Here is a 23,321-nt window from a genome sequence, read left to right as displayed (position 1 = left end):
GGAAGCAGCCATCACGGCTGCTTTTTTTATGTCCATGATTTCATATCTCGTATCTTCGTTCGAAAAGCAGACGATCTCCAACCTCGTCAGGGAATGCTTTGGTTATGATTTCCCGGACATTTTCGAAAAGCCTCAGGTTGATTACATCTTCAATTACCTCAACAACCTCCCGGATGGCGAAAAAGCTAAGTCAGTTCTGTTGGAATACAACTACGTAGACAAAGACTACCTCGAGGATTTCTCGCGCTACTATGTCAAGCGTTTCGGCAACGATGGCCATAAGTGCGCCCGCTTGCACTTCTTCAGTCGCGAGGTCGATCATCGCCATATCACGACGATTCTGGAGGGCGGAGACGGTGCTGAAGGCCAGATGGCCGAGCTTAATAAAGCCTATCTTGGGTTTATGGTCATCAAGCCGCTTCCCAGAACGTTCATCGGAAAAACCTGCCTCATCGTTCTGCCTGACGCAGCTACCAGTGCGAAAACGAAGAAGCGCTTAGCTCGGGAATATAAAGTCGATTTGTTCGGGATTCCTCTCTCAGTGCGATCAATCGCATTCCAGGAGCAGGACAAAGTCGTAGCGGCCTGCGCCACTACGGCAATCTGGACAGCTCTGCACTCTCTTCCGTGGCGTGAAGGCAGGGGCATTCCTTCTTGCAGTGAGATCACGATCAATGCTCTTAACCACGTTGAAGGATCGGCCAATAGCTTCCCTAGCAAGCAGCTAACTCATAAGCAAATCCTGCGTTCACTGGACGTCGAAGGCGTGCGCTACCATGCAGAAAGCATGGAAAAACCAGTGGTCGAAGAGTTTTTGGCATCGGTCGTGGCGCATGTAAATAGCGGCCTGCCGATGATACTGACAGGTGAGGTCTTCACCCAAGAGGAATCGGGCAACTTTGAAGGTAAAGGTGGGCACGCCATCAGCATTGTCGGTTTCAAGGTTGACAAGGACGAGCAGGTTCTTTACGTCCATGATGATCGGCTTGGCCCCTTCGCTCGAGCAAAGCTTGTGCAGCTCGAAGATTACAGTTTGACGGGAACATCAGACATCAAGGGTCAGATGTGGGCCCTGGGCCTTCAGAAAATGAAATCCAATACTGATTGGGAAGAGCCTCATGAGCTGATCGTACCTTTGTCATCCATCGTCCCCAGTGATAAAAAAGCGCGGTTGCCCTTCTACTATATTTACGTGACGTGCAATCTGATTGTGGAAGAGGCGAAACGCGAACTCAGCGCGCAGCTCGGCGAGGTTGAGCCACTCACCTATGACATCCAGCTCAAAGATATTTCGAGTATCCGACAGGAGATTATCCGCCATGTCGCTGATCGGGTAGTCAATGAAGATGGCTCGACACTTCAAGTCGACCAAGCTGGTTACGTGAAGTGGATGAATGAGAAACAAAAATTCCTGACCACCAGCTATGCTCGGCTCCAGTGGGCGGCAGCTTTCAGCTATCACGGAACGCCACTATTTACAGTATTCATCGATGCCAGTGATATCCCGCAGGGGAATGCTGTGTCCGCGATCTATATTCAAAACATCAAGCTCGCGGAGGTCGTTCTGAAAGGGTTCCGGGGCAAAGACCCTGACAAAATCGAGCACAACACAGGCCATTTTTATCAGTCTTTCCTTCGACGTCTCAACAAGGCTGGCGACAGGCGGGAAAGCCATTTGGACACTACATACGGAACCCCGCGTGCACCCAAAAAGCTGAGGCTTACAGAGTTCGAAGGTGGGAGCATCAAGCTGAATTCTACTCTCCAAACCTATTACGAACCTCGGGGCGATGAGCTGTTAAAAGTTTTTCAGCGCTTTGCACTCAAACAAGTCCCTAACTTAATTTGGGCGATTTCTTTGGATGGTGATCTTCTGATTGCAGAGGAGCACGACGGAAATGGGCACCCTAGCATCACCGGGTTCAAGCCTGCACGCATCGCTGGTGAGATCAAGCACGCAGATGAAGGATTTGTGCCGCCAGACTCCCGTGCCTGGCTTTATATAAACTCGAAATCTGGTCGATATAGCTCTGACTACTTCAACACCAAGGAGCTGCTTGAAAATGCCAAGAAACGTTTTGAACTCTATTTCCCAGAGCGCTTCCACATTGAGGAGCAAGTGTTCTAAGTAACTTCGCATAGCCAATATCCGTCGACCGATTCGGCAGCATCGGCGACGGATTCAAGGCAGATTCGTGAAATGCCGACGCACACCTAGATGACGAAATATGCGGACTCACGAAAATATCGGAAACGCGGCGATGAACGTGGATCTCTAAGATGCACCACCCCAAACCCAAGTGCAGATAAGTAGGTCAGACGCTCGCGCATCTCGAAAAAAAATGTTGTTCAGTATCGCCCTGCTAGCTCGCCTTGCTGTGCACAACGGATCTAACTTAGTCGCATAACTATGGCTCATGAAATCTAGATGCATCGCCTAGTAAGGCGCTGCAGGTACGCTGGCTAGCCGGAGGGCCTCCTTGATCTATCGACTATTAATTTCGTTTAAGACACCAATCACCTTGTATGGCTTTACAGACTTATAATGCGCAAACCCGCAACGCAATAATGGCTCTAGCTTTATAAGGGCCCCAAACGCCCGAAGCGCCTGCAACGACCGATGCTCCCGCAATCTAGCTTCAGTCCACCCCGACTCACTCATGATCAGCGCGATCCTTTCTCCGCACCCTCCGCGCGGATGGCTGAGAAGCAGTCCTTGGCCGACAACCACTCCTTTGGAATCTCCATCAAGGAAGCATCGCCATCCTGCACCTCCTGCGGCTCCTCGCCACGCATGACTTCTACCTGTGCAGCTAGGCTATCGGCGAACCATCGCAGTGACTCGAACTGGGTGGCTGTTCTTAGGAAATGAAGTTCGCTAATGCGAAAAATGCCTAGTCTGTCTTTCCAGTCGTCAGCGACGTCCTTGGTTTGGGAGCTAACTCTGACCTTGTTCATCCAGGGAGCGATCTGAATAGCGCTCACGCCGTCCATGACGATCACAGGATCTAAGGCCCGCTCGTCTAGCAGATGCTTGACCACGACCAGTTCAATTAAGACAAGACAGGTAATACTCTCCTGCATGAACAGCACGGTATTGGCGGGTGACATTGAAGCCGTGAACGATCTACAGGGAAGCCAATTAGGCTCTGGAGTTAATGCGACGATCAGAGTGGTTGCGGTTTGATGCCGCATCACCAGATCATCAATCGACTGAGCCCACCGGATATCGTTTCGCCCACAGATGTATGTCAGACCAGGCTCGGGGATGAGAGCTGCCGTACCGTGACTCTGAGCCTCCGACATACAATTGTTGATCTGTTCCTCGTAGCTAATGAGTGGAACCGAAACCTCGATGCGCTTGGTGTTGGGCACACCTCTGAAGTTCGCCGCGCCGTCATCTCTGAAAAACTCATGCAGTACGCGCAGTTGCTTTTGCTGTCTACGCACCCTAGCGTTCACATTCGCCGAGCTTTTCACTTCCAAAGGCACTGGATCTGCAGCCCCCATCAACAAGAGGTCGCCATGCCTGATTATATTCGTAAGATCGGAAAGCATCGCAGGTACGTTCATCGCGAGAGCCTTCCGCAGTAGGCGATATTCGTTCATGAATCCAACCTTACCGAGCATGAAACCTGGATCGCTTTTGACCTCGTAATCACCATCAAAGTAGAGGTGCTTAAGGCTGTATGAACTCTGATATATGCAGGCTAGGCCATCACCGAAGCACCTCCAGAGGAAAAGAAGGTGATGGAGGTTTTGGATGCGATCCTCAACCTTTGAGGCGATTTTTTTAAGAAATGCAGATCTGTCCTTAGTCGAGCCTTTCCGCCTTAAAGAAACCATCCTGCTCCTGGCCTTCTTCAGTCGTTTGATTCTGTGTTCGACAGTGATGACTTGCCTTAATAGAAAGCGCTGTAGACCCCGAACAGCGAATAGATCGTCAGGATCGTTTTGGATCTTATTGAGTAACAGAGCGGCCATTCCTAGGCGCTCTGTCTCCTTGGGGAATCTCATCAATGGCTCTCGCACGCAGTGCAATCAGAGGAAGATCAACGGGGATTCATACCCACTCAAAACCACTATTCCAGCCTCGTACACATCATGTTGTCCCTGCTCCCCAAGCCCAATCGCCGCCCACCACAATGAAGATTTCAGACGTCAAAAGTCGCGCTCGGAAAGCGGCTTGTACAGAATTATGGATATCGTTTCGTACCGCAGCCGCGCTGGTGCCGTTAAAGAACCCCATCGTAGACGTGGTAGGAATCACCACATGCTGCCCCTCATCTGCCTTGATGACCTTCGCCAGGCCAATCCGCTGAAGATCTGCGTACGCGTTTTCGTAGTCCTTGGAAGAGGCGTTCTTCAAATCAAACGTGCAATAGACTAAATAGCTCATAGTGAAAATTCCCAGAAAACTCACACTTGATAAAAATGGGGGCCAGCCCATGCAGCAGCCGGCTCACCCAAGAGCGAGAAACCTGACTTCTAGCCTCTTCCTACTGAGTGTGACAAACCGAAGAGCACGTCCGGCAACCGTTCGACTGCTGGTAGGTGTTGCGAGCCTGGCGAACAGCGGTCGCACAGGTTGTGTGATAGCCAAGATCAAGGCGGTTGTGAACTGCCGGCAAATAAATGCACGTACTGGTGTGCACTTCGTGGTCACCGTTGATCTGTGCGTTGCGGTTGACGAAATACTGAGCCATTTTTACTCACCCCGCTCTTTGTTCGATTGGGCGAGCACCGAGGCTGCTAAGGTCTTGGTGGTGGCGTTGTACTTGTTGCTGTCGAGGACATGACTGGCTTTAGTCTCCATATCGGCACCGGTTTGCTTGCCGGTCGACGCTTGAGCCATGGCCGACCCTGCCAACTCCTTCTGGATGGCCGAAGAGCTATCACTACGCAGAATTTTGGAGGCCAAGCTGGCCACGGGAGACGAAGTTTGTTTAGGATTTTTCGGCATGATTAGGTGCTCCTGTATGTATAAAAATCGAGTAGGCAGGAGCAACCCTTGAGCGGGAAACCGAGCTGAATGGTTGACATCCAAAGTCGGTTTTTCTCTAATGCGCGTCCCACCAGTGTCCGCATTGGCTCAGGGATTGGCGGGTATGTGTGCTCGGCGTCCAAACTTTGCACGCATACCCGCTGTGTTCACTGAAACCTCAGCCCCTCGCCAAAAACACAACATGTAGTGCTGTTGTCGAGATGACCTACAAGATAATGGGGTCAAAATGACAATGCAAGGCAACAGCCTGTGGATAACTTGTGCGCAAATGAGTGGTTGGATCCATTTTTTTTCCTGTATGTATGCCCAGCCCTTCTAAATCGCGGGGTACGACGTTTCGCCGTTGAAATATTTTGAAACACACTCCTTTCGCATGCCCCTGTTCCCTCTAGAACAGCAACCCTCTGCGTTTAAAAGTGACAATTCAGTGGCGTCATTTCTTCGTTAGATCTGGTTTGGTTTTTTCCGTCAGGTGCTGTTCCTGAACTCTCTCCACGGTCAGTGGATGACGCTAAAAACCTCGACTGAAAACATTCGGGCGGGTTATTGCGGGCTATTTCCTCTGACCTCTGATCACGCCAGGCGGTGATGGTCGCCTGCAGTCAGTCTCTGAGCGTAACGCTCCCAAACGGGGTCATTAAGCCCAAAAATGATGGTTTATGTGCCTTATTGGGGACATTAAATATGTATCTCAGAGCAACGTACCACTAGCGCTCGATTCTAGGAGGGAAGTAGATTCTCTGATTCGCTGGCCTCATGACGAGCCCAGCGCAACGTAGCTATCGACATGAATTGCCTAATCGCCAGCGCTCCCCGTTCATTTCTGGCTTTCGAGCCAGGCAAGGTCAACGCTACCTCTACCCTGGCACGACTCGCTTCGTACATTGCAAATGCGTTGAACTCAGAATCAAGCAGCACCAAGAGCACGGTATCGAAGGGTTGTCGTAGATCAATTGCACCCATACGGCCCGTAATCTTTTGTGGGTTCAGGATACATCTCCCCTTGATCTGGATTCTCGCGACGCCATCTTCCAGCGTCTCTGTAGCGTCGTGACCTGCCTGCCTTGCAGGATGTAGTAACAGGCCGAGTCTAGTAGCAGCTTCGTACTCTGCGACCTCGCCGGTCACGCCCAGCGGCTTGCCGGTCAGGCGATAGAATCTACGCGCGAGCACCTTGGCCTCTTTCAAAATTTCTAGGATTTCATCCTGGATCAATGCAGCCTGGTGAGGTTCCTGGCCATGACTGAGTTCAGTCATCTGCAAACGCCTCCAGCGCAGTGAGCAGCTTGGCAAGCTCAGCCAGGTTGGCCGCCGTCACGATGTCATATTCTCCTCGACTACTCAGCCGATATACCTCTCGAGCCTTTTTGACCCGTTCCAGTAGAGGAACAACAATGCCTGACGCTCTTTCAAGAAATTCGTTAATGTCTGCCCGTGTTTGAGGGATCTTGTAGCCTTTGGCGGCGCTTGTGATGATGACGTCCGCATCCCGAAGCTTGGCAATGCCACTGGAACGAATCCTCTGGCCGTTGACCTCTCCCAGTCCGCTGTCTTTTAGATGGGCCATGATCTCCGTAGTGAGCACGTAATCCTTGGTGACGAATTCGCTTTGAAATCTTAAGAACCGCAGGATACTCAATTGCAGGCGCTCATCCTCATCAGGGTGTTCACCAGCCCGCTCGCTAAAACGGTCAGCCTGGCGGAGAGCTTCCTGGTGTACCTGGTAGTCTGCATACCCAGATTCATCTGTCGGCGGTGGCAGAAGAGACTGGTACTTGGATGGCCACTCAAGCATTCCAAGAGTCAGGCTGCGCAGGATCTTTTTGTAGGCAAAAACTGCTTCTTCCGAAGCTTTCTCTTCGTAGATCTGAGCGACTGAGCCAGCGAAGAAATCTGCAACCTGAACCAAAACGTTGTCCTTACTGGCCATCGTCTGGAAGGCATCCTTATCGCCAAATAGGTCGTCCACGAATCGTTCTGCAACGTAGCTTTTGAGGCTCTCCTGAAATTCCTGGCCACCATGCTCGTCTACGATCATCTGGAGGTCAGGGTATGCGCGGAACAAACGTTCATAGAGCAACCCGTTCACGTATTTTATGAACGAGGTCTTGATACGGAGGCCGCCGTCTTTGTGAATTCGGGACTTATCAACGATGGTGAAATAGAGCTTGAATGGCAGTTCAGCTAGCTGGTTGAGGATTCGGGCACGGCGATCTGAATCCTTCGGCTTCAGATTGCTGGATTTGATCTCGCCTGTTTGAAAATGACGTATACGGAGTGCTTCAGCTTGGGCATAAGCAGCTTCCAGGTCTTTCTCTGCAACCAGAATGGAGCACACGATGAAGAAGCCCGAGCTTCCTCCCTTTGACGTATCAAGGTCGGAATTCCCGGACTCATCCACGAAGGCATATGTTCTGTCCATTAGCTTGCTCCATCAACAACGTACTGAGCGCGGTGGGTCGCCCAATGGCAAGGTGGCGAACTTAGTTCGTCGCAGTGGTAGTGCCTGGAGCGGGGCCTTCGCTGAACGTGTAGTTGATGACTACATCATTTCGGATCAAGACGTCGAGAGTTTTCTGAGTACCCGTAGTCGTCACCTTCATGGTGACCACGTAGCTTTGGGCATGGGCTGAGCCATTGGTGTAGGTGTAGATCCACTTTTCGTCAGTCTCGCTGACAGCACTCTTGGCGTAGGGCTCACCAAACAGGGAGTTCAACTCAGTAGTCGTCGTTTTGCCTTTGGTGATGCTCGCTACACTGGCCGAAGGAAAGTCCCGCCCTGCTGTGTAGTGCGACGTAGCGCAACCGCCAAGCGCGACACACATCCCCATGGCTGCGATGATTTTTTTCATATCCGTCCTTGATCTTAGAAGGCTCCAAATCTAGCTTGCATCGAAGCCAAAAGCCATCACCACCTTGATCACCTGCGCTCGCGCTCGCCGGCAGGGCAATACACCTCTGGGCTAATGCCAATGTCCAGCGGTTTTATTACACGCAGTGAGCGTTAATCGAGTAATGTTGGCCTTCTTACAGGGACAGATATTCGAGGGAACGATGCCAACACTCCAAACCATGAACTTGCCAAAACCGCTGAATTGGCAAGAGTTTGAATCAATCGTACGTGACGCTATGTCACAAAAATGGAAAAGCAGCACACTCACGAAAAATGGACGTCCCGGTCAAAAGCAACAAGGGGTGGATATTTTTGGCCCTGACGATTTGGGGCGTGCAACCGGGATACAGTGCAAGCGGTTTTCAGGCGCTTTAGACCTCAAGACGGTTGAGGATGAAATAGAAAAAGCAGCGAAATTTAAAGGAAACCTGACTACTTTATTCATCGCTACTACATCTGATCATGATTCCAAACTCCAAGAACAAGTCCGTGTGCTTTCAGAACAGCGTGCGTCTCAAAAGCTCTTCGCTGTAGGTATTTTGTTCTGGGAGGAAATCGTTGCCGGGCTTGTGCTAAATTCCAGCGTATTTTCCAATCATTATCCCCAACTGTTAGCGCCCGATTCAGGTCTAGGTGAAACTCCCCAGGAAACTCTCATCGGGGCTCTAGAGCTCGGTTACTACGGCGGTTCTCTAAAATACGACGTTAAATTAATATTTGGAGAGTTCGGATGGATGGCTCAAGAGGATCCAGATCAGCTTTTTGTGGCCATACGTATACTTGAGCGTAGGGCTAGCCAGCTACTTGCACCTGATGATGCGCAAGGAATCATCCATAGCCTGAGAACTCTCACCGAGCATCTTGAGTCGAGCGAACCCGACTGGGATGACGCTTTGTTTATTGCGAGTAGGGCCACAAATAGAATTAAGCACGCTTCGTCACTTTTACAGTCCGCAGAGTCCAACTTTCTCGAACTCGGCCTGGCATTAAAACGCATTTCTAATCAACATAAAAACCTGAACAAGACTACAAAGCTGATAATTAAAAAGCGCATCAGATATTTGCTTAGCGGAAGAAAAAAGGCGATAAACGAAGCTTTCAAAGCAGCCGCCGACAACAAGCTCGGATACATATGGGCTGTTAAAATCTATAACTTTGTTGATAGCGAGTTACGGTTCAACTGATCAAGCGCGATTGAGCGTCCGAAGCGGCTGGCTCAAGCCAGGCGCTTCGCCTTGAGAATATATAAATTGACTACACGCCCATGGCCCTCAAGGGCCCGCGCGGCGTGCTTAGGATTTAAGCTTGTTGTTTCCTCATCTATCCATGGGTTCCGTGGCGAGTCAGATGGAGTCAATTCAGATCACTAGGAAGGCTAAAACTTAAAGTGACGTACACCCTTCTACTTCGTACACACTCGGTGAGGCATATAAACTGCTACGTTCGAGGAATCATGGGCGGCGCAGATAGCCGTCGAATTACCGCATGTCCCTATTGCTCAATAAACCCTGGCGCAATTGTCGTTAGGAAATGAACTCTAGCTATTGCTTCAATGACCTAAAGCATCGCAATTCCGACCACTCTCGATCTGTATGCTGGCACTACGACAATGGCACGTAGCAATCCATGCTCCATGCATACCAAATCCTCCCCATCCGACCGTTTTCCGAAAGCCGTTCCACGCAGGTGCCACATCAATTATCCGAGTGGGTGCACGCCCACCAGCCTAGCCAGGTCAACGGGGCGTCTACATCGATTTAACCGATACCATCTCCACGTATTTGTATTTTTTCCTGGCAGCCTTCACAGCTTCCTGCTCAGCAAGTAATGAGCTCAACGTATCAGCCTCGTGAATAAACTCGATCATTTTTCCTTCAAACTCGTTCCCGACCTGAAGCGTGACACGTAGCCTAGGCGTAAACGGTTTCGCTACTTTCTTCTTGGCTACTGGAGCCGCTGCCGGCTTCGTCAAAATGACCTCTGGCACAAGCTCCAGCACTAGCGGAGTAGAAACCTGCTCCTCTGGCTGAGGCGTACCAAAAAGGGCACGACGCATTTCTTCTTCGGTTAATTCAGAGTTCATAGAGCATCTCAAAGGGTTGGCACTTCACTGGATAAATTCTACTAGGAATGCTGCTGACCGGCGTCCATGGGGAAACTGCTCGAACGTTAAATCCCCAGTTCGATTTCAATACATGAGCCTCGCAGGGCACGCGAAAGCTGCGCCTTTGGTAGCAATGTGATGAGTCCATAAACCAAGCTGCTGGCGTGACGCGCGTACAAGGTGACGGTGCCTGCAGCCCGAATTCGACCCGGTACGAAGGCACCGACTCGTTCCTGGGCAATTTTCAGTATATTCAAGACTTCTTGGCTAACCTTGTCGTGGGATAGATGCTCAACGACTGGTCTGGGTGGGCACCCGGCGCGGTTTCTATGACCGCTTGGAGGAGTCCGTCTGAGCCGAGATGCTCGAGGGCCATCTCCCATAACTCACCCTCCTGCGCCATATCCAGGCGAGCCCTAGTCATAACGGAGTTCCAACATGAGGCTCTTTCTTGATTGCGAGTTTACCCGGCTCTCAGCCACAGCGAAGCTGATATCACTCGCACTGGTAGCTGAGGATGGACGCGAATTCTACGTGGAATTGGTCGACACATGGCGAGAGGAAGATTGCAGCGACTTCGTCGTAGAGATCGTTCTTCCGCAGCTATGGGGCGGTGGCAATGCACAACCTACTATCGGGGCAAGAACTGCACTACTCGATTTCCTAGCCTCGTTCGACGAAGTTCTGGAGATTGTCACAGATGCTCCACAGTACGACTGGGAGCTTTTCTGTGAACTCGCATATGACGATGGTAAATGGCCAAGGAACGTCCGGAATTACCCCACTGACGCCACAACTCTGGATGCCACAAGTGACGGAGTTCCGCTTCCGCATCACGCTCTCCTTGATGCCCGCATCATCGCTAGCATGTTCAGAGAAAGCGATCTGAAGAAAGGGGGATGAAGTCCTAAGAGGCCAAGTTGAGCTAAAGCTGTCTTTCACAGCAAACCTTCTTGGGGCATTTTCAATTTGATGCTGGTCATTCAAAAATCAGACCTGTTCGGACTTGCTGGTCAAATACCTACGAATAGTAGTTTTAGACAGACCCAACGCTTCCGATATCTCGGTCACTGATACTCCCTCACTGTTCAGGCGATTTGCCTCTGCCGCTTTCTGCGCTGCTCCGGATCGCGCTGGTCGACCAGGAGGAAGCTTCCCTGCACTTACCAACGACTCCATCTCAATATCTACGCTGTCCTTCTTAATCCTATTTAGTTGCTTATTCAGACGCTTCAGCCCGTCCCTAAGCGGCTCGTTGGACTGTAGACACGTCGCCATGAGAATCAATGAGGCAGGCTCAACCTCCAGCAGCGCTGCAAGACGAATGAGCACATCAATCGTGATGTTCACCTCCCCACGCTCGATCCGGCCCCAATAGGAACGGTCAATAGTGATCAGGTTTTCTTGCGTAAGACCTTTTTTTCTACGCAGTGCTCGCACCACTACAGCTAGGGCTTCTGCGGCCTCCATGACATTTCCCCAAGCAAATCGAGGATAAGGCCATATTGCGACGCACCATAACACGGGCTATGATCCGTATTACGGTGCAATCGGTGTTTTCGAGGCCTGCTTTTCGATGCATATACATCTGTAAGCGGAGCTACGCACCTTGCTTGCGGGAGCCATCAGCTCGAGTGCAAGCGACAACAAGCGGGATTGAATTGTCAATTTCCCGGTTATTAATGAAAGGAAGCCCTATGGCTAGCGTCGAAGAACCCGACTTCATGAACGGGCCACGGACACCACTTGAGGGCCTGTCGAGCAGCTCTGAAGCTCGAGCCTTAGCAGTCGAGCGCTTTCCTAAAAAGTCTTACTGCCTAGTTCGAGACTGGACAATATTTCGAATTGAAGTCACCCCCGACGAACACGCCAAGCTGCAAGCCGTGGGTCAGCTCCCGATGATCGTATTTGCTCACAACGTGGCAGAGGATAGCCAAGATCGTTTCGAGAGGGGGGATTGGGTTCGTTCAAGCATGTGCACCGGTTTCCATGACGGTGTTGTGTTCGAAACCAGAAACACCGCTTACGTCTTGATTGGCCCTGGCCATGAACAACCTGCCAGCCTGAAGGAAGTATTTTCCTTCTTCTAACATGCGCTTCGTAACGGAGCTCTTTGAGGCTCAGGAAATACAATGTTTAGAACACACGACGCCGACATGCGTGGCATGCCGGGCATGTTTGGTGAAGGCCAGTACCAATGGCATCAGGTATCCAAGGTGCTTCGCACTCACTGGTATCACGTCACCGTCCAAGCTCAGTACGAGGGCCGAACCACCGAGGTCGCTTTGATGATCGACAGCGAGCCTCGATTGCAGCAAGTGCTGATTGCACAAGACGAAGAGACGATCATCACCGACGTTCAAGTAGTCACCCCCGCCCACATGAATGGGACAGGAGGTTGGCGCATGGAGACCCTGACAAAGGTGACGCTTGGCGAAGACCAAAACGAGTGCGTTGTGTGCCTGCTGGAGGTCGAGACAGGCTCCGAATACCACAGCTCACACCAGCCTGGCTTCCGTTGCGATGCGCTGAGCAACCTTCGTCCTATCTATCACGCAAACATGATTCGATCAGCCTGAAATTTATCAGGATTCTTGCACGCCACCAGCTCGGATGGTTCCGTGTGGAATTCCTGGTTAAGCAGTACACACCGCCCACGGAGTGCAACAATGCTAAACATGATTGACCTGGATTTTTATGGTAAGCGCCACACAGAATTCGACCTAACACGAATCATAAAAGCCCAGACGCAAGGCTTCGACAGGCCAGTCACCGCGTATCTGTGCGGAGCCTCCATCAAAGCCCGAGCTGGCCTAGGCGTCGTGTTTGGTCACAACCGTAAAGACCAATATGGACGGTTCGGCGACGGTCACCTGATCCGGACTTCTGACGTGATTAAAGCGGAGCGCGAGGGCCGTTTCTGGGTGCTGACCACAGTGAACTCACGCTACGTGCTCGCGACGTTTCAGCGCGGTAATGGGCGTGCGAGCCTGCGCGATTTCCTAAGGCTTTCACAGGGGCAGCACCATTTCACTCCACGAGTGTTGCAGTGACGGTCACGCCCATTAGCATGGATGGAAATCACCATCCTGTGCTCAATTTGGCTCGTCCGCCTGCGTACTTTTAATCAGGTAATTACCGAGAGAGGCACATAGGCCAACTATCAACTCAGCCTCATTGAATGAGGGTTCTCGCCCTTCGCGTATGTGCCGACCATTTTCAGATGCGTAACCCCAAGCTTTTGCTACAGCCTGATCCAGTGGGGGAGGAATGATGGTGTTGTGTCGTTTGAGAATGTCACCCAGATTCGCTTTGACGTCACCAGTGACTTCTCGGGCAACACACTCTAATGACGCCATCGCATGTTGAATGGCACCTGTTGGATCAGGAGAGGGGCGACGGGAGAGGTCACCTATTGCTTCGTGCAGCTCCTTACCAGCTGTCACATGACCGTATTCGCGTTCTGTCTCTCGAGCATTCTTTACGATGACTTCGAATGACTCCGGGCCACGAATTTCGACCAGGCCATCTGCAAGCTTCCAACCGATGCCATTCTCTACGAAATAGTCATTCAACTCGGTTTGAAAATGTTCGTACGTATCCGGGTTGTAGTTCTGCTGACCCAAATCGGCCTGGATGCGTTCGATTACGTCATAAACTTTGTACCACTTACATTCTTGGAGAAGATTGTTCACCTCCCAGTCGATGTTGGGAAATTCGCTCCAGTTGTTCGAGTCAGGTTGTTTTTTTAGGGCTTTACAAAGAATGGCCCGCAGATCTGAGGGTTTGAATCCGCACTCGTAGCTCAGTTGAACCAAATACCCACGCAGCTCCTCAGGCGCATCCTCCCTGATGGTGATTTCACTCTCTTGGGGGCGATGAAATCCATTGCGCTTGGAAAAAGAGTCATTCATTCCGTTTTCGCTCCATGATCCGCTAAATGTGCAAGCTTAGGTCTTTTTTTTGATGAGCGAGCAATTTCATCAATCCGACTTTTAAAAACGATCCAAGGTGCTGCTACTCACGTGTGCTTGCAAGGTGTCTAGAGAATCCGGGACTATTTAGCAAGAGAGACCTAGCCTTCGACGGGAGGTGGAAGCTTTACTGCAATGTTTCGGGCGTTGGTCTGGCCGCCCGGCGGCAAAACCAGAATAGGAGGTGCATAGAATGCTTCATGGCGGGTACATGGAGAGGGCTTTTCTCCTAATGCCTAGATGGTATCAACATTAAAGCGAATGCTTGATCTATTGGGCTATTCTGGCCAATAGCCGTCATTCAGGGTGGAATACGCGCACATCATCTCCTTGAACTGTAATCGCATCTCCTTCAAAGCCGAACCCGCTTACATCTCTCTTTCCTGCAAATACACCAGATGGGGTATTGAAAGTTATATTTTCATTTAAAAAGTATTGATAAATGTCAAAGCCTGCATCGTAGAGGCCATCTTCCCCTTTGGGATACTGCCCGTAAATGACTTTGTTATATTGGGGGCGAAGCATGCTGATGAATGCCTTCTCAGCGTCCGCCACTGATCTCTTGAGGTCGAAGCTAGTTATCATATCGTCCATCTTGGGGTCATCGTGTTCCTCACCCCATGATTGAATGATTAGTGGCTCTATATCGAACGTAAAAAGAACAATCTCATCTGATACTCTGTTGCCGGGCTCGGGGTATCGGATGTTTTCTTGAGTTAGAATATCCAGCCTGCCGTGGTGTGCTTTTTTTATCAATCGATCAAAGCTCCCACTGGAGTTTGCAATGCCGATATAGAGCAAGTCGTAATTGCAAACTGCCGAATTATTATTAAAGCCAGAAACATATTTGCTACCTCTAGAACGATGCCAGTAAACTGAGTCAGGCGTGAAGAACCGCTTTGCCTTAAATTCACCCCCATCTATATGGTTTCCAACCATCAATATGTCCTTATCATACGATACGCCCAGGGTCACTCCTGCAATTCCGTTTCCAAGGTCTATTGTTCCAGTGTCGACAATTTTTCCTCCGATAGCTATGTCGACCTGCATTTTCTCCGCGTATTCATTAACCCTCATGTTAACGAAATCAGCCCTGGGTCGACCACCAATCATGTAGAGCTTGCTTCTCGAAATTATTTTTTCGAAGTGAGGATTTCTTTTGTCGGTCATCATGCCGATCAGGCTGTTTCTGAAAGGCGAGGTGACTGTTTCCAAGAACATTGATTTGCTTTTATGACTCATAGAGGTTTATACCTGTTGTTATGAATGTTGTGACTTTTACACACTTTTTGATAGAGCAGTTGCCCTCGTTATTCATCCACTATTTCTTAATGCCGATTTATTCTTGTCTATTTACACCTTCACGGCTGATGTAGTTGCTTCAAGCTTTTGGGGAGCTCCATCGCATAGCGCAGAAAGCGGACGACCTCATCGACTTGATTTGTCTCAGCGCGGGAGAACACGTTATGCCGGGACGTAATTACACGGGTGTCAGTCATCTCCAGTATTGAAGGGCAGACGCAGGCTGAAAAGAACCTGGTAAAGGTTTATCCTGCATTACGCTGCTGATGTATATTGGCTCCGCTGCAAAGGAGTAAAGTGTTGTGAGCAGCAGGTTTTGATACCGACTCCTGACAGACTCTCCGAGTCTAACCTCGGTGAGGCGAAGAGTATCGCCAGTATCGGTATATGCCTGGAGAGCTATGCGTACCATAAAGGTCTTGAGCACAGTTGTTCACTCTGAACGCTGGCGATGAAAAAATGGGAAGTGTTTTTTAAGCCGCTGCCACTTACTTGGAGCTTCTTTTTCACGTGATGATTGAAAGCCCGACAGCCAGCTTTCATAATCCTCGTCCTTAGGCAACAAACCCTCTTGTTCTGCCTTGCTCCAGTTAAAATCACTAACCCCTGGAGCCTTCCCCTGTAATTCTTTCTTGTATTTCTTGACTACATGCAAGCCGTGCTCACGCAGATCATCACATAGCTTCATGCTGAAAAATATTGTATCGTTTGTATACAGCGATAGTGCCTGAACGTAGCAGCCGTACTCTAGGTTAGCCTTTCCTTTTGCATAAGGGATACCGAAGTAAAAGTGTTGCACTTCCGCTCCTGATGGGAGCCTATCTTCCTTAATTTTCAAAATAATTTCATTTCGCCCCCGTAGGGCGTCATTCAAATTTTGCAAAGCGTCAGCTAAAGCTATCACCGATGCAATAGCTCGTCCTGTAGTGGAGATTTCTCCCATTACAATATCTTGAAGGGCAGAGATAGGTGCTGTGACTTCGTGAAGTCGATCAAGGTTGGGGGCCATTTGGAAAGCAGTTCTTCCGTTGCCTGCAGCCACTTGCTGCTTATAACACTCAAAGGCCTTGCAATCATTTTCGTATGACTCTTTCAGCGCCTTGATATGTTGTTTCTTAAGTGCGTATGCGACATTAGCCACCGTATGCGCCAGCATGATGCCAGCGTTTGTACTGCGCAGTTCTTTGTGTAATTCATCGCGGAGTTTGTTTTTACCTGCAATGCGTTGCGCTGCCCAAGCACCGAGCCACGCACCGACCAATGCGGTGATTAGGGCTGCGGTTGCCGTCATGATGAAAGGAAACCACTCGAATTTATCCCAAAAGTTTATTGACGGCGCCCACGATGCCGAAGCTGTATACACACCATTGACTGGTTCCCACAAGCCTGCCATTGCTACCCCTTCGCACTATCCATTGCACATGGACAGGGATCATACCGCTAAGCGCGGTTGCTGGGGTACCCTACCAGTTGAAGCTGTGGAACGTGTTTTCCGACCTGCCTTTCAGTACAGCAAAGCAGGGTGCTTCCGGTTAACCTCTGTTAGAAAGGGGAATACACCAATGATCTTTTTTCCTTCCCCCACCTGAGGCTACCGAGAAACTCATGTGTGTTCTGGACGCAATCCATGGTAGGTGGAGTAGAGGGACGATGCTTTTGGCAAGCGTACCTAATGATCCTGATTAGGCTATTCGCAGAAAGATCATGAGTCAGCGTTTTACGACTATAATGGATCAGCTATGGACTGTTTATCATAAATAGAACGATGTTTACAATTTGTTGGCTTAGGTGCTTTTTGGCGCGAAGCTTAACAGTAGCTATCGACAAGGAGGTTTGCGATGAATCTGAGTGCGCTATTTTTTCCTTACATCAATTTGCCCAACGACTCCTGGAGTACAAAGGCCTTGCTGTACTGGGATTCTGTTTCTTCAATTGTACCAATGCAACATTTGCGGCGCCCAGCACAGATGAGCGAATTCATGCGAGGTTTGTTATCTGAAGGACTCGTGCAACCGATTATTCCGGCACACCACCTGCATAAAGTTCCATATTTTTCCGAGACGTTTATAGATCTAGTTCAGGCGAAGTTGGATAGGCCACACTATTTCACCACAGCTGATCGCCAATTTTCTACCATGCGGATCAATGCTGAGAAACTTCACGGAATAACTGACTTTCTAATTGATGCAGGCCTAGCGGTCAAAGTTAATGCGGGATGGTTTGATGTGCGATATGATATTGCTCAGCAGTTTATGTTCTACCTTGCTACTTGCCTTGGGGCTGTAGGTGAGGTGAGTGCAGTACCTGTCACCAATAGCATTCTTCATTTCGCTAGCTTCTCGCCTCGCTTTCGCGGGCAGGTGAGCCCCGTGCATCGTTATAAGGCGCGGGAGGTCGTGTTACATAACCTGCTGCCTACACCGGCTGAGCCAATAACTATCGATCAATTATTATTGTTCAAACGTCGTCATGGTTACTTGCTTCCACGTCTCCGCTGTCATGTTGAAATGCACTGCATGAGTATTGCTGATATTTCAGATCCTCACGCGCGCATAGAGCGTACCAATTTTTTTCTTCAGGAGTGCAACGACCAGATAGCAGAAATTGCATCGGCGATGAAGCCAAACTTTGGAAGAGTAATATTCACTTCGCTGCTTCCATTGTTTGGGGCTGGATTATCATATCCAGCTGTAGGCAGCGCTTCGGTTTACGCGGGAGGGGCCGTGAGCGTACTCTCTGCTGTCTATCAGGCGATAGCGACTATCAGAGAGCCACGAGTTCACGCTGACAGGCTGCCGTTAGCGTATGTTGCCCATGCTAAACGCGCGTTCATTTATTAGAACATTGATTAAATGGAGAACTCCCATGTCAAAACTTGCCGAATTCCGCCAACTCGAAAAACACCTCGCCGAGCAGCTGCAAGCACTCGAAGCTCTGAAGGGCGATACCGGCCTTAAGAAAGAAATTGAGTTCGAAACGAAGCTGCGTGATTTGCTCGCAAAATACGGTTTCAGCCTGAAAGACTTGATCAACCTGCTTGACCCACAATCCAGCCGCCGCGCTACTGTAGGGGCGCCAAAAACGGGCACCCGCAAGGCTCGACAGGTGAAAATCTATAAGAACCCGTACACCGGCGAGATTATTGGAACGAAGGGTGGTAATCACAAAGGCTTGAAAGAGTGGAAAAGTCAGCACGGCGCTGACACTGTCGAGTCTTGGCTGACCAAGTGATCTTGGGTTGAGTACAAAAGGGCCCCTTTTTTTAGTCAGATCAGGAACCGCTTTTGCGCCGCTGTTTTTCGTTAATTTAAAGCGCCTTATGACGGTGTTATTCACCCTCAAAGCGCTTGGATACGCGAAGCAAGGTGGGGGGATGTCTCTTGATTGATCAAGGAGCCATTGTCCGGAATCGTCATAATCCAGGGCTATGATCATCCAGTTGAAACCCACCAAATGACTAAAGCTCCCGCACATGGAAGACACATCTGAGGTTCTCACTTCTGCCGATGACTTGTCCGAAGATGTCGTGACAAGAGAGTCGCTTTATGAACAGGTTTGGTCGGTTCCTATGACCAAAATCGGCGAACGATATGGGGTGTCTTCAAGCTATTTGGCTCGAGTTTTCACCAGTTTAAATATTCCTCGTCCTCCTGTGGGGTATTGGGCTCAAGTCGCAGCTGGCAAAGCTAAAGCGCGTCCATTGTTGCCCGAATCCCTGCCTGGCGATGTGACTGCGTGGAGTCGAAATGGAGCGCCTCTCCAGGTTTCGCGGTCTTTGCCAAAAGAAGTTCAAAAAACGAACCGAAAAAAATCTCCAGTCCCTGCTGCACTGCCTCGCAGGCACCCAATTTTACTAGATATTGAAGAGCACTTTAAGAAGGTTCGGGAAAGCGATAACGGTTATTTACGGCCCACAAAGCGTTCCATGGCGGATTTAATTGTGAGTCGTACCGGGATAGCCCATGCGGTAGGTTTTGCCAACCAGTTTTACTTGGCTCTGATGAAAGAAGGTCTTGCAGTAGCGCTCAGCGATCCTGCTAAGCATATGAATCGTGAGTCAGTTGATCATAGGGAAAAGGCCTCAACGAGGTACATACATCCTTCGCTGTGGCAGCCGCAACGTCCTACCGTGGTTTACATCGGAGCCATAGTTTTTGGTTTGACCATCTACGAAATCAGTGAGTACGTCGAGGTAAAGTACGTAGACAAGGAGTATGTTCGATTGAGTTCACTTCCAGCCAATCAACGTCGCTCTCCTTATCGCAATGATTGGGTAATGAGTACCGACATGCCTACCGGTCGCCTCTGCCTCCAGGTTTATTCCCCTTACTACCGAGTAGATTGGATTCATCGCTGGATCGAGGACAGACCTGGTGATTTGGTCAGCAAAATCCCAAGCATCGTCAAATTCTTGATTGCTGAAGCCGCAGGGCTTGCCAAAAAAGTCGAGGTTGAGCGAGAAAGGGCTGAGCTCGAACGGCAGAAGCATCAATTGCAGATGGCTGAGTGGCAAAGAAAAGAAGAGGAAAAACGCCGACTCAAGGCGATCCAGGATAGCCGTGAGCAGCTAGAAGCTGTGATTCAGACTTGGGCAAAGGTAAACAGCATTCAGGCATTCTTTGACGATATTGAGAGATCTGCGCATAGGCTCGAAGATGATGAGCGGATAGTGGTTATCGAGCGGCTGGCTAAAGCGAAAGAACTGATCGGGGATTTGGACGCGTTGAAACACTTCAGTGGATGGGAGCCTCCAGCGTTTTGAGTCTATTCGGGCTTCTTGTCGTTCTGTAAGCCCTGCGGAGATGTTGTGCCTGCTAAGACTCGCAAGTCTAGGCTTTCAAAAAGGCCTACTGCTTTCACTGTCTGTAGCATAACAATGGTGTTTGCAGTATTAGCGCTGGTCTTCGTCCAGCTCGTTATCTTTCAGTGTAGTGGTCTAATGAAGCCGGACACCCATTTAGGCGAGAATGCTCGCCAGATCGAGGTGTCAGACGACTAAACAACGCCGTTCCTTTTTTGCTGAATTCTAACGCGAGGCTGCTGACCTCGTGCTCAAGCAAAACTACAGCGACATCGAAGCCAGCCGTTAACTCGGCGTCGGCGAGTCGGCCCTGCGCCGCTGGGTTGATCAGGTTCAGCAGGAGCGCCAAGGCGTCACTCCGCAGAGCAAAGCACTGACCCCGGAACAGCAGAAAATCTAGGAGCTGGAAGCCCGGATCGCCCGCCTTGAACGGGAAAAATCGATATTAGAAAAGGCTACCGCGCTCTTGATGTCGGAAGATCACGAGCGTACAGGCATGCGCCTAGTTGAGCCTGAGGCGTTGGCCACTCACCCACAGCTACGCCAGTGGTTGGCTCCATGTGCTGGCAGCCTCGGCTGGAACAAGAAAGTACAGCCGGTCTAGAGGCAGAACAACCAACCGATCTGTCATTCTTCAAGGCTTGAAGCCAGGAAAGAGCATACTTGGCTAGCAGTCAGCCCAAGAATTGTGAGATGCTTTTTTGGCATTTAACTTGCCCCAAAAATCTCAGACGGATACTGAAATTGAGCAGAAAAAGCCTTCGATTAGCCAGAGCCAGAGTATTTCAGCAACTTATTGACCGATCCAAGACAGACCCTGTCGGCTTAGAGACCGACCTACGGCGCTGGCAATATATTAAAGCCCCCTTTTTATTGGCGTTAGCTGCCTGGATGTTTCAAGAAGCGGTAAAATTTACTTTCACCCAAGATTTATCGATGTATTTTAAGGCAGTCTCCGATTATGCATGGTATGTGACGACTGCCACTTTGCTAATAGGACTAGCACTCTATGTTTTTAGAGAAAAAAACAAATTTTACTATGGCTTAATAGAAGTCTCGTTTTCCATCGGCCTCACCTATGCCTTAGTCTCGCACTTAAATGAAACTGGCTTAGGAGGAGCTCTTGCTGTGGGCGGCGCGATTTATGTCACTGTAAGGGGCCTAGATAACATGTGGACAGGATATAAATCACCGAGATTGCGTTACAAGGAGGAGCCCACCACCGAAGGCGACGAGGACACGCGAACACCCCAATAGAACAGTGCGCAACACAATGGAAGGTGGATCCTCATTGATGGACTCAGATTAGATAGACGAGCAGGCCGTTCTGTCTGCTACATCGATTTGAGCGAGACGCCTTCCACATAGCGGAGTTCCTTGAGAGCAGCCCTGGTCGCCTCAACCTCCGCTCATCAAGGCGCATGAGAGGTAAATTGTGTTGGCGTACAATGATCATTCTCTGCGGGATAGAGCGAGAACCTAGCGAGAGTTACGACCTGCATGAAAAGCAAACAAAAGAAATCTTTGGTGAGATCTATCAGCAGGCGACACGCATCGTCGACTCATTCTCGGAAAAACTCTTCGACCTGGCGAGCCTGGTCATCAGTGAAAGCTGGAGCGATAGGGGGCTCGACATGAGTGACGAGCGACTCCTAGAACTTGAGGCCGAAGCGGTTTTGGCAGTGGAAGTGCCAGTCACGGCTTGATCAGCAGCAAAATCAATCATTAGAAGCAACACAGGCAGCTGCCATTGCAGTGAAATTAAAGACATGGGGAGATGGTTATGGCATTGCCAGTAACAAAAGACGATATCGACGTCAGCAGGGTGATCCACCATGAGCTAGGACACTGGATGATGGCCAGAGAATTGGGGTTCAGCGTCGGTCAGATTTTTATAAAACGTATGCACGGCAAGGCCTCAGGTCATGCAAAGGCGTTTCCGAGAGCACAGAGCCGACTGGACACAGCTGAATCGGTTGATGGCTACCTATCCAACAGGATCAAGGTTCTCCTTGCCGGAACGATAGTGGAGATCGAATGGTACAGAAAGACGTTTGAACAAAGCCTCGATCAAGACGATTTCGACAGAATCTACGAAAATGGCGTGATTGATCACTCTGGTGTGAACGATAAGGCTAAGGCTGAGGAGCTACTCGTTGTCCTGGCCGGGATCAGGAACGAACGCACAGCCAGATACGATGACCTAACTACGCAAATACGGACGCATTTCGTTGAGCTTTACCATGAGGCAGAGCAGATCGCAGGGAGATTTCTTGAGAAACTTTTCGTTCTTGCCGAACTGGTTTTCAAAGAGCCATGGCAGGGTCACATGCTTGTGGTGACAAACGAGCGCCTAGCTGAGCTCTCTGAAATTGCTAATCAGACACTGAAAGCCCAACAGGGGGAAGGCCGACTTAACCAGCAATCACCAGCAGTTGCCCCGTCAGATTAAGAGCCTTGCAATCTGCTTGCGAAGTACCAGAGTGGTCGCGATTCGCTCCATCTCAGCAAGCGTCCTTGGTGCATCATGTTTGTCGTGAGCAAGAACAAGCATGGTGACTGGATAAGCCTGGCCATCTTCGATGGGCAAAATGATACGAATAGCGCCCACTTCACAATCATGTCTGGGGTAGCTCTGTAGTGATCGGCCATGAAAAGCCTATGACCGTCTAAAGACCAACCAAATTCAGCCAAACGATCAGTGACGTCAATGATGCCTTCGTCTCCAAAGAAGCCCATGGTGTCAGGATAGTGGATACCTGCCAGCGACATCTTGGCTACACCAGACTCTCGGTCGAAGTAGGACAGAAAATGCCATCCACCAGTGGTGGTTTCAGGGCGCGGAATATTGATCGCAGCTTTCCCTGTTATGTAATGCTCGCGTGAGACGCGTTTGAGATCAAAATCGAACAGTTGCTGCCTCATGGGAGCTTTTTGAGCCGGGCTAGACCTTGCTTGATATGTCCGGCGTTCTCGCCGATTGCCTCAAGAGCTCCGCGAACGTTATTTCCAACATCTGCATGTCCGTGGGCTTCAGCATGGAGCGTCAATTCCATCAGGGCTGCCTCGAGGGCGAGCTGGTTTTGGTACATCCTCTCTAGCACATCTGATAGCGAGTATTCGGTCATGATGCACGTCTCTATTAGTCAAAAAACCAGCATAGCAGCGGAAAGGACGAAGGTAAGACGGGCAATTTAAGCCGTGGAACACGGCTGTATGTCCCCCCGCAGTTATCAACGCTC

General features: G+C 50.1%; 26 protein-coding genes and 1 pseudogene. 13 read left to right on the top strand and 14 right to left on the bottom strand.

The annotated features are described in order from the left end of the window. Positions 1 to 28 precede the first annotated feature (28 nt). Entirely contained in the window at positions 29 to 2,128 is a 2,100-nt protein-coding gene (locus BM70_RS0119715) for a hypothetical protein (protein ID WP_051556776.1), read from the top strand. 536 nt (positions 2,129 to 2,664) lie between these two features. On the opposite strand, the gene BM70_RS0119710 is transcribed toward BM70_RS0119715, so the two are convergent. From BM70_RS0119710 to BM70_RS0119685, 6 genes are all read right to left on the bottom strand, one after another. Beyond that, complete coding sequence (locus tag BM70_RS0119710; RefSeq protein WP_177326572.1) at positions 2,665 to 3,984, bottom strand: hypothetical protein; 1,320 nt, start codon at positions 3,982 to 3,984, stop codon at positions 2,665 to 2,667. Positions 3,985 to 4,102: 118 nt separating this feature from the next. Then, positions 4,103 to 4,399, bottom strand: coding sequence for a hypothetical protein (locus tag BM70_RS0119705; RefSeq protein ID WP_025857576.1), 297 nt, complete (start codon positions 4,397 to 4,399; stop codon positions 4,103 to 4,105). 309 nt (positions 4,400 to 4,708) lie between these two features. Then, a complete protein-coding gene (locus BM70_RS0119700) occupies positions 4,709 to 4,963 on the bottom strand; it encodes a hypothetical protein (RefSeq protein WP_025857575.1) in 255 nt (84 codons plus the stop codon). Between the two features lie 762 nt (positions 4,964 to 5,725). Beyond that, positions 5,726 to 6,262, bottom strand: a complete 537-nt coding sequence (locus BM70_RS0119695; RefSeq protein ID WP_025857574.1) for a hypothetical protein — start codon at positions 6,260 to 6,262, stop codon at positions 5,726 to 5,728. Further along, positions 6,255 to 7,427 (bottom strand): DUF3800 domain-containing protein, encoded by a 1,173-nt coding sequence (locus BM70_RS0119690; RefSeq protein WP_025857573.1) that lies wholly within the window; start codon positions 7,425 to 7,427, stop codon positions 6,255 to 6,257. Before BM70_RS0119690 ends, BM70_RS0119695 begins: the two co-directional genes overlap by 8 nt. A gap of 61 nt (positions 7,428 to 7,488) precedes the next feature. Further along, on the bottom strand, positions 7,489 to 7,857 hold the full coding sequence (locus tag BM70_RS0119685; RefSeq protein ID WP_025857572.1) for a hypothetical protein: 369 nt from the start codon (positions 7,855 to 7,857) through the stop codon (positions 7,489 to 7,491). 202 nt (positions 7,858 to 8,059) lie between these two features. Between BM70_RS0119685 and BM70_RS0119680 the strand changes: the two genes are divergently transcribed. Further along, complete coding sequence (locus tag BM70_RS0119680; protein ID WP_025857571.1) at positions 8,060 to 9,082, top strand: restriction endonuclease; 1,023 nt, start codon at positions 8,060 to 8,062, stop codon at positions 9,080 to 9,082. A 563-nt stretch (positions 9,083 to 9,645) separates the two neighbouring features. On the opposite strand, the gene BM70_RS0119675 is transcribed toward BM70_RS0119680, so the two are convergent. Further along, positions 9,646 to 9,981, bottom strand: coding sequence for a hypothetical protein (locus BM70_RS0119675; RefSeq protein ID WP_025857570.1), 336 nt, complete (start codon positions 9,979 to 9,981; stop codon positions 9,646 to 9,648). Positions 9,982 to 10,440: 459 nt separating this feature from the next. Between BM70_RS0119675 and BM70_RS0119665 the strand changes: the two genes are divergently transcribed. Next, the gene (locus BM70_RS0119665; protein ID WP_025857569.1) at positions 10,441 to 10,905 is read left to right on the top strand and encodes a 3'-5' exoribonuclease; all 465 of its coding nucleotides are present in this window, start codon (positions 10,441 to 10,443) and stop codon (positions 10,903 to 10,905) included. A gap of 87 nt (positions 10,906 to 10,992) precedes the next feature. Here BM70_RS0119665 and BM70_RS31945 read toward each other — a convergent pair whose 3' ends face one another. After that, the gene (locus BM70_RS31945) at positions 10,993 to 11,472 is read right to left on the bottom strand and encodes a helix-turn-helix domain-containing protein (protein WP_025857568.1); all 480 of its coding nucleotides are present in this window, start codon (positions 11,470 to 11,472) and stop codon (positions 10,993 to 10,995) included. Between the two features lie 227 nt (positions 11,473 to 11,699). Here BM70_RS31945 and BM70_RS0119655 point away from each other — a divergent pair, with 227 nt between their 5' ends. From BM70_RS0119655 to BM70_RS0119645, 3 genes are all read left to right on the top strand, one after another. Then, the gene (locus tag BM70_RS0119655) at positions 11,700 to 12,092 is read left to right on the top strand and encodes a hypothetical protein (RefSeq protein WP_025857567.1); all 393 of its coding nucleotides are present in this window, start codon (positions 11,700 to 11,702) and stop codon (positions 12,090 to 12,092) included. A 42-nt stretch (positions 12,093 to 12,134) separates the two neighbouring features. Continuing rightward, positions 12,135 to 12,581, top strand: a complete 447-nt coding sequence (locus tag BM70_RS0119650) for a hypothetical protein (RefSeq protein ID WP_025857566.1) — start codon at positions 12,135 to 12,137, stop codon at positions 12,579 to 12,581. 90 nt (positions 12,582 to 12,671) lie between these two features. Further along, a complete protein-coding gene (locus BM70_RS0119645) occupies positions 12,672 to 13,055 on the top strand; it encodes a hypothetical protein (protein WP_025857565.1) in 384 nt (127 codons plus the stop codon). A 42-nt stretch (positions 13,056 to 13,097) separates the two neighbouring features. Here BM70_RS0119645 and BM70_RS0119640 read toward each other — a convergent pair whose 3' ends face one another. From BM70_RS0119640 to BM70_RS0119630, 3 genes are all read right to left on the bottom strand, one after another. Beyond that, on the bottom strand, positions 13,098 to 13,916 hold the full coding sequence (locus tag BM70_RS0119640) for an AbiJ-NTD4 domain-containing protein (protein WP_025857564.1): 819 nt from the start codon (positions 13,914 to 13,916) through the stop codon (positions 13,098 to 13,100). Positions 13,917 to 14,273: 357 nt separating this feature from the next. Further along, positions 14,274 to 15,218: a hypothetical protein gene (locus BM70_RS31940; RefSeq protein WP_155952177.1), complete on the bottom strand. Its 945-nt coding sequence runs from the start codon at positions 15,216 to 15,218 to the stop codon at positions 14,274 to 14,276. A 493-nt stretch (positions 15,219 to 15,711) separates the two neighbouring features. Further along, complete coding sequence (locus BM70_RS0119630; RefSeq protein WP_025857562.1) at positions 15,712 to 16,671, bottom strand: hypothetical protein; 960 nt, start codon at positions 16,669 to 16,671, stop codon at positions 15,712 to 15,714. 445 nt (positions 16,672 to 17,116) lie between these two features. Here BM70_RS0119630 and BM70_RS0119625 point away from each other — a divergent pair, with 445 nt between their 5' ends. From BM70_RS0119625 to BM70_RS0119615, 3 genes are all read left to right on the top strand, one after another. Then, on the top strand, positions 17,117 to 18,118 hold the full coding sequence (locus BM70_RS0119625; RefSeq protein ID WP_025857561.1) for a hypothetical protein: 1,002 nt from the start codon (positions 17,117 to 17,119) through the stop codon (positions 18,116 to 18,118). A gap of 25 nt (positions 18,119 to 18,143) precedes the next feature. After that, positions 18,144 to 18,509 (top strand): histone-like nucleoid-structuring protein, MvaT/MvaU family, encoded by a 366-nt coding sequence (locus BM70_RS0119620; RefSeq protein WP_025857560.1) that lies wholly within the window; start codon positions 18,144 to 18,146, stop codon positions 18,507 to 18,509. A 241-nt stretch (positions 18,510 to 18,750) separates the two neighbouring features. Next, positions 18,751 to 20,040: a DUF4200 domain-containing protein gene (locus BM70_RS0119615; RefSeq protein WP_025857559.1), complete on the top strand. Its 1,290-nt coding sequence runs from the start codon at positions 18,751 to 18,753 to the stop codon at positions 20,038 to 20,040. Positions 20,041 to 20,194: 154 nt separating this feature from the next. Here BM70_RS0119615 and BM70_RS33685 read toward each other — a convergent pair whose 3' ends face one another. After that, complete coding sequence (locus BM70_RS33685) at positions 20,195 to 20,428, bottom strand: hypothetical protein (protein ID WP_177326571.1); 234 nt, start codon at positions 20,426 to 20,428, stop codon at positions 20,195 to 20,197. Between BM70_RS33685 and BM70_RS32580 the strand changes: the two are divergent. From BM70_RS32580 to BM70_RS0119595, 4 genes and pseudogenes are all read left to right on the top strand, one after another. Then, positions 20,327 to 20,571, top strand: a pseudogene (locus BM70_RS32580) (transposase); the annotation flags it as partial. The gene BM70_RS33685 and the pseudogene BM70_RS32580 overlap by 102 nt on opposite strands. A 252-nt stretch (positions 20,572 to 20,823) precedes the next feature. Continuing rightward, positions 20,824 to 21,336 carry a hypothetical protein gene (locus BM70_RS0119605; RefSeq protein ID WP_155952176.1) on the top strand — a complete coding sequence of 171 codons (513 nt, stop codon included), beginning with the start codon at positions 20,824 to 20,826 and terminating at the stop codon, positions 21,334 to 21,336. 191 nt (positions 21,337 to 21,527) lie between these two features. Next, positions 21,528 to 21,785, top strand: coding sequence for a hypothetical protein (locus BM70_RS0119600; protein WP_025857557.1), 258 nt, complete (start codon positions 21,528 to 21,530; stop codon positions 21,783 to 21,785). A 77-nt stretch (positions 21,786 to 21,862) separates the two neighbouring features. Further along, positions 21,863 to 22,531 (top strand): hypothetical protein, encoded by a 669-nt coding sequence (locus BM70_RS0119595; RefSeq protein WP_155952175.1) that lies wholly within the window; start codon positions 21,863 to 21,865, stop codon positions 22,529 to 22,531. Here the strand turns inward: BM70_RS0119595 and BM70_RS31415 are convergent. Together BM70_RS31415 and BM70_RS0119585 are read right to left on the bottom strand one after the other, a co-directional pair. Beyond that, positions 22,528 to 23,004: a hypothetical protein gene (locus BM70_RS31415; RefSeq protein ID WP_025857555.1), complete on the bottom strand. Its 477-nt coding sequence runs from the start codon at positions 23,002 to 23,004 to the stop codon at positions 22,528 to 22,530. The genes BM70_RS0119595 and BM70_RS31415 overlap by 4 nt on opposite strands. Beyond that, a complete protein-coding gene (locus BM70_RS0119585; RefSeq protein WP_025857554.1) occupies positions 23,001 to 23,210 on the bottom strand; it encodes a hypothetical protein in 210 nt (69 codons plus the stop codon). Before BM70_RS0119585 ends, BM70_RS31415 begins: the two co-directional genes overlap by 4 nt. Between the last annotated feature and the right edge of the window lie 111 nt (positions 23,211 to 23,321).

The sequence above is a fragment of the Pseudomonas sp. CHM02 genome (assembly GCF_000612585.1).
GTDB lineage: Bacteria > Pseudomonadota > Gammaproteobacteria > Pseudomonadales > Pseudomonadaceae > Aquipseudomonas.
Note: the sequence above shows the minus strand (reverse complement) of the source record. Positions and strands in the feature narration are given on the sequence as shown.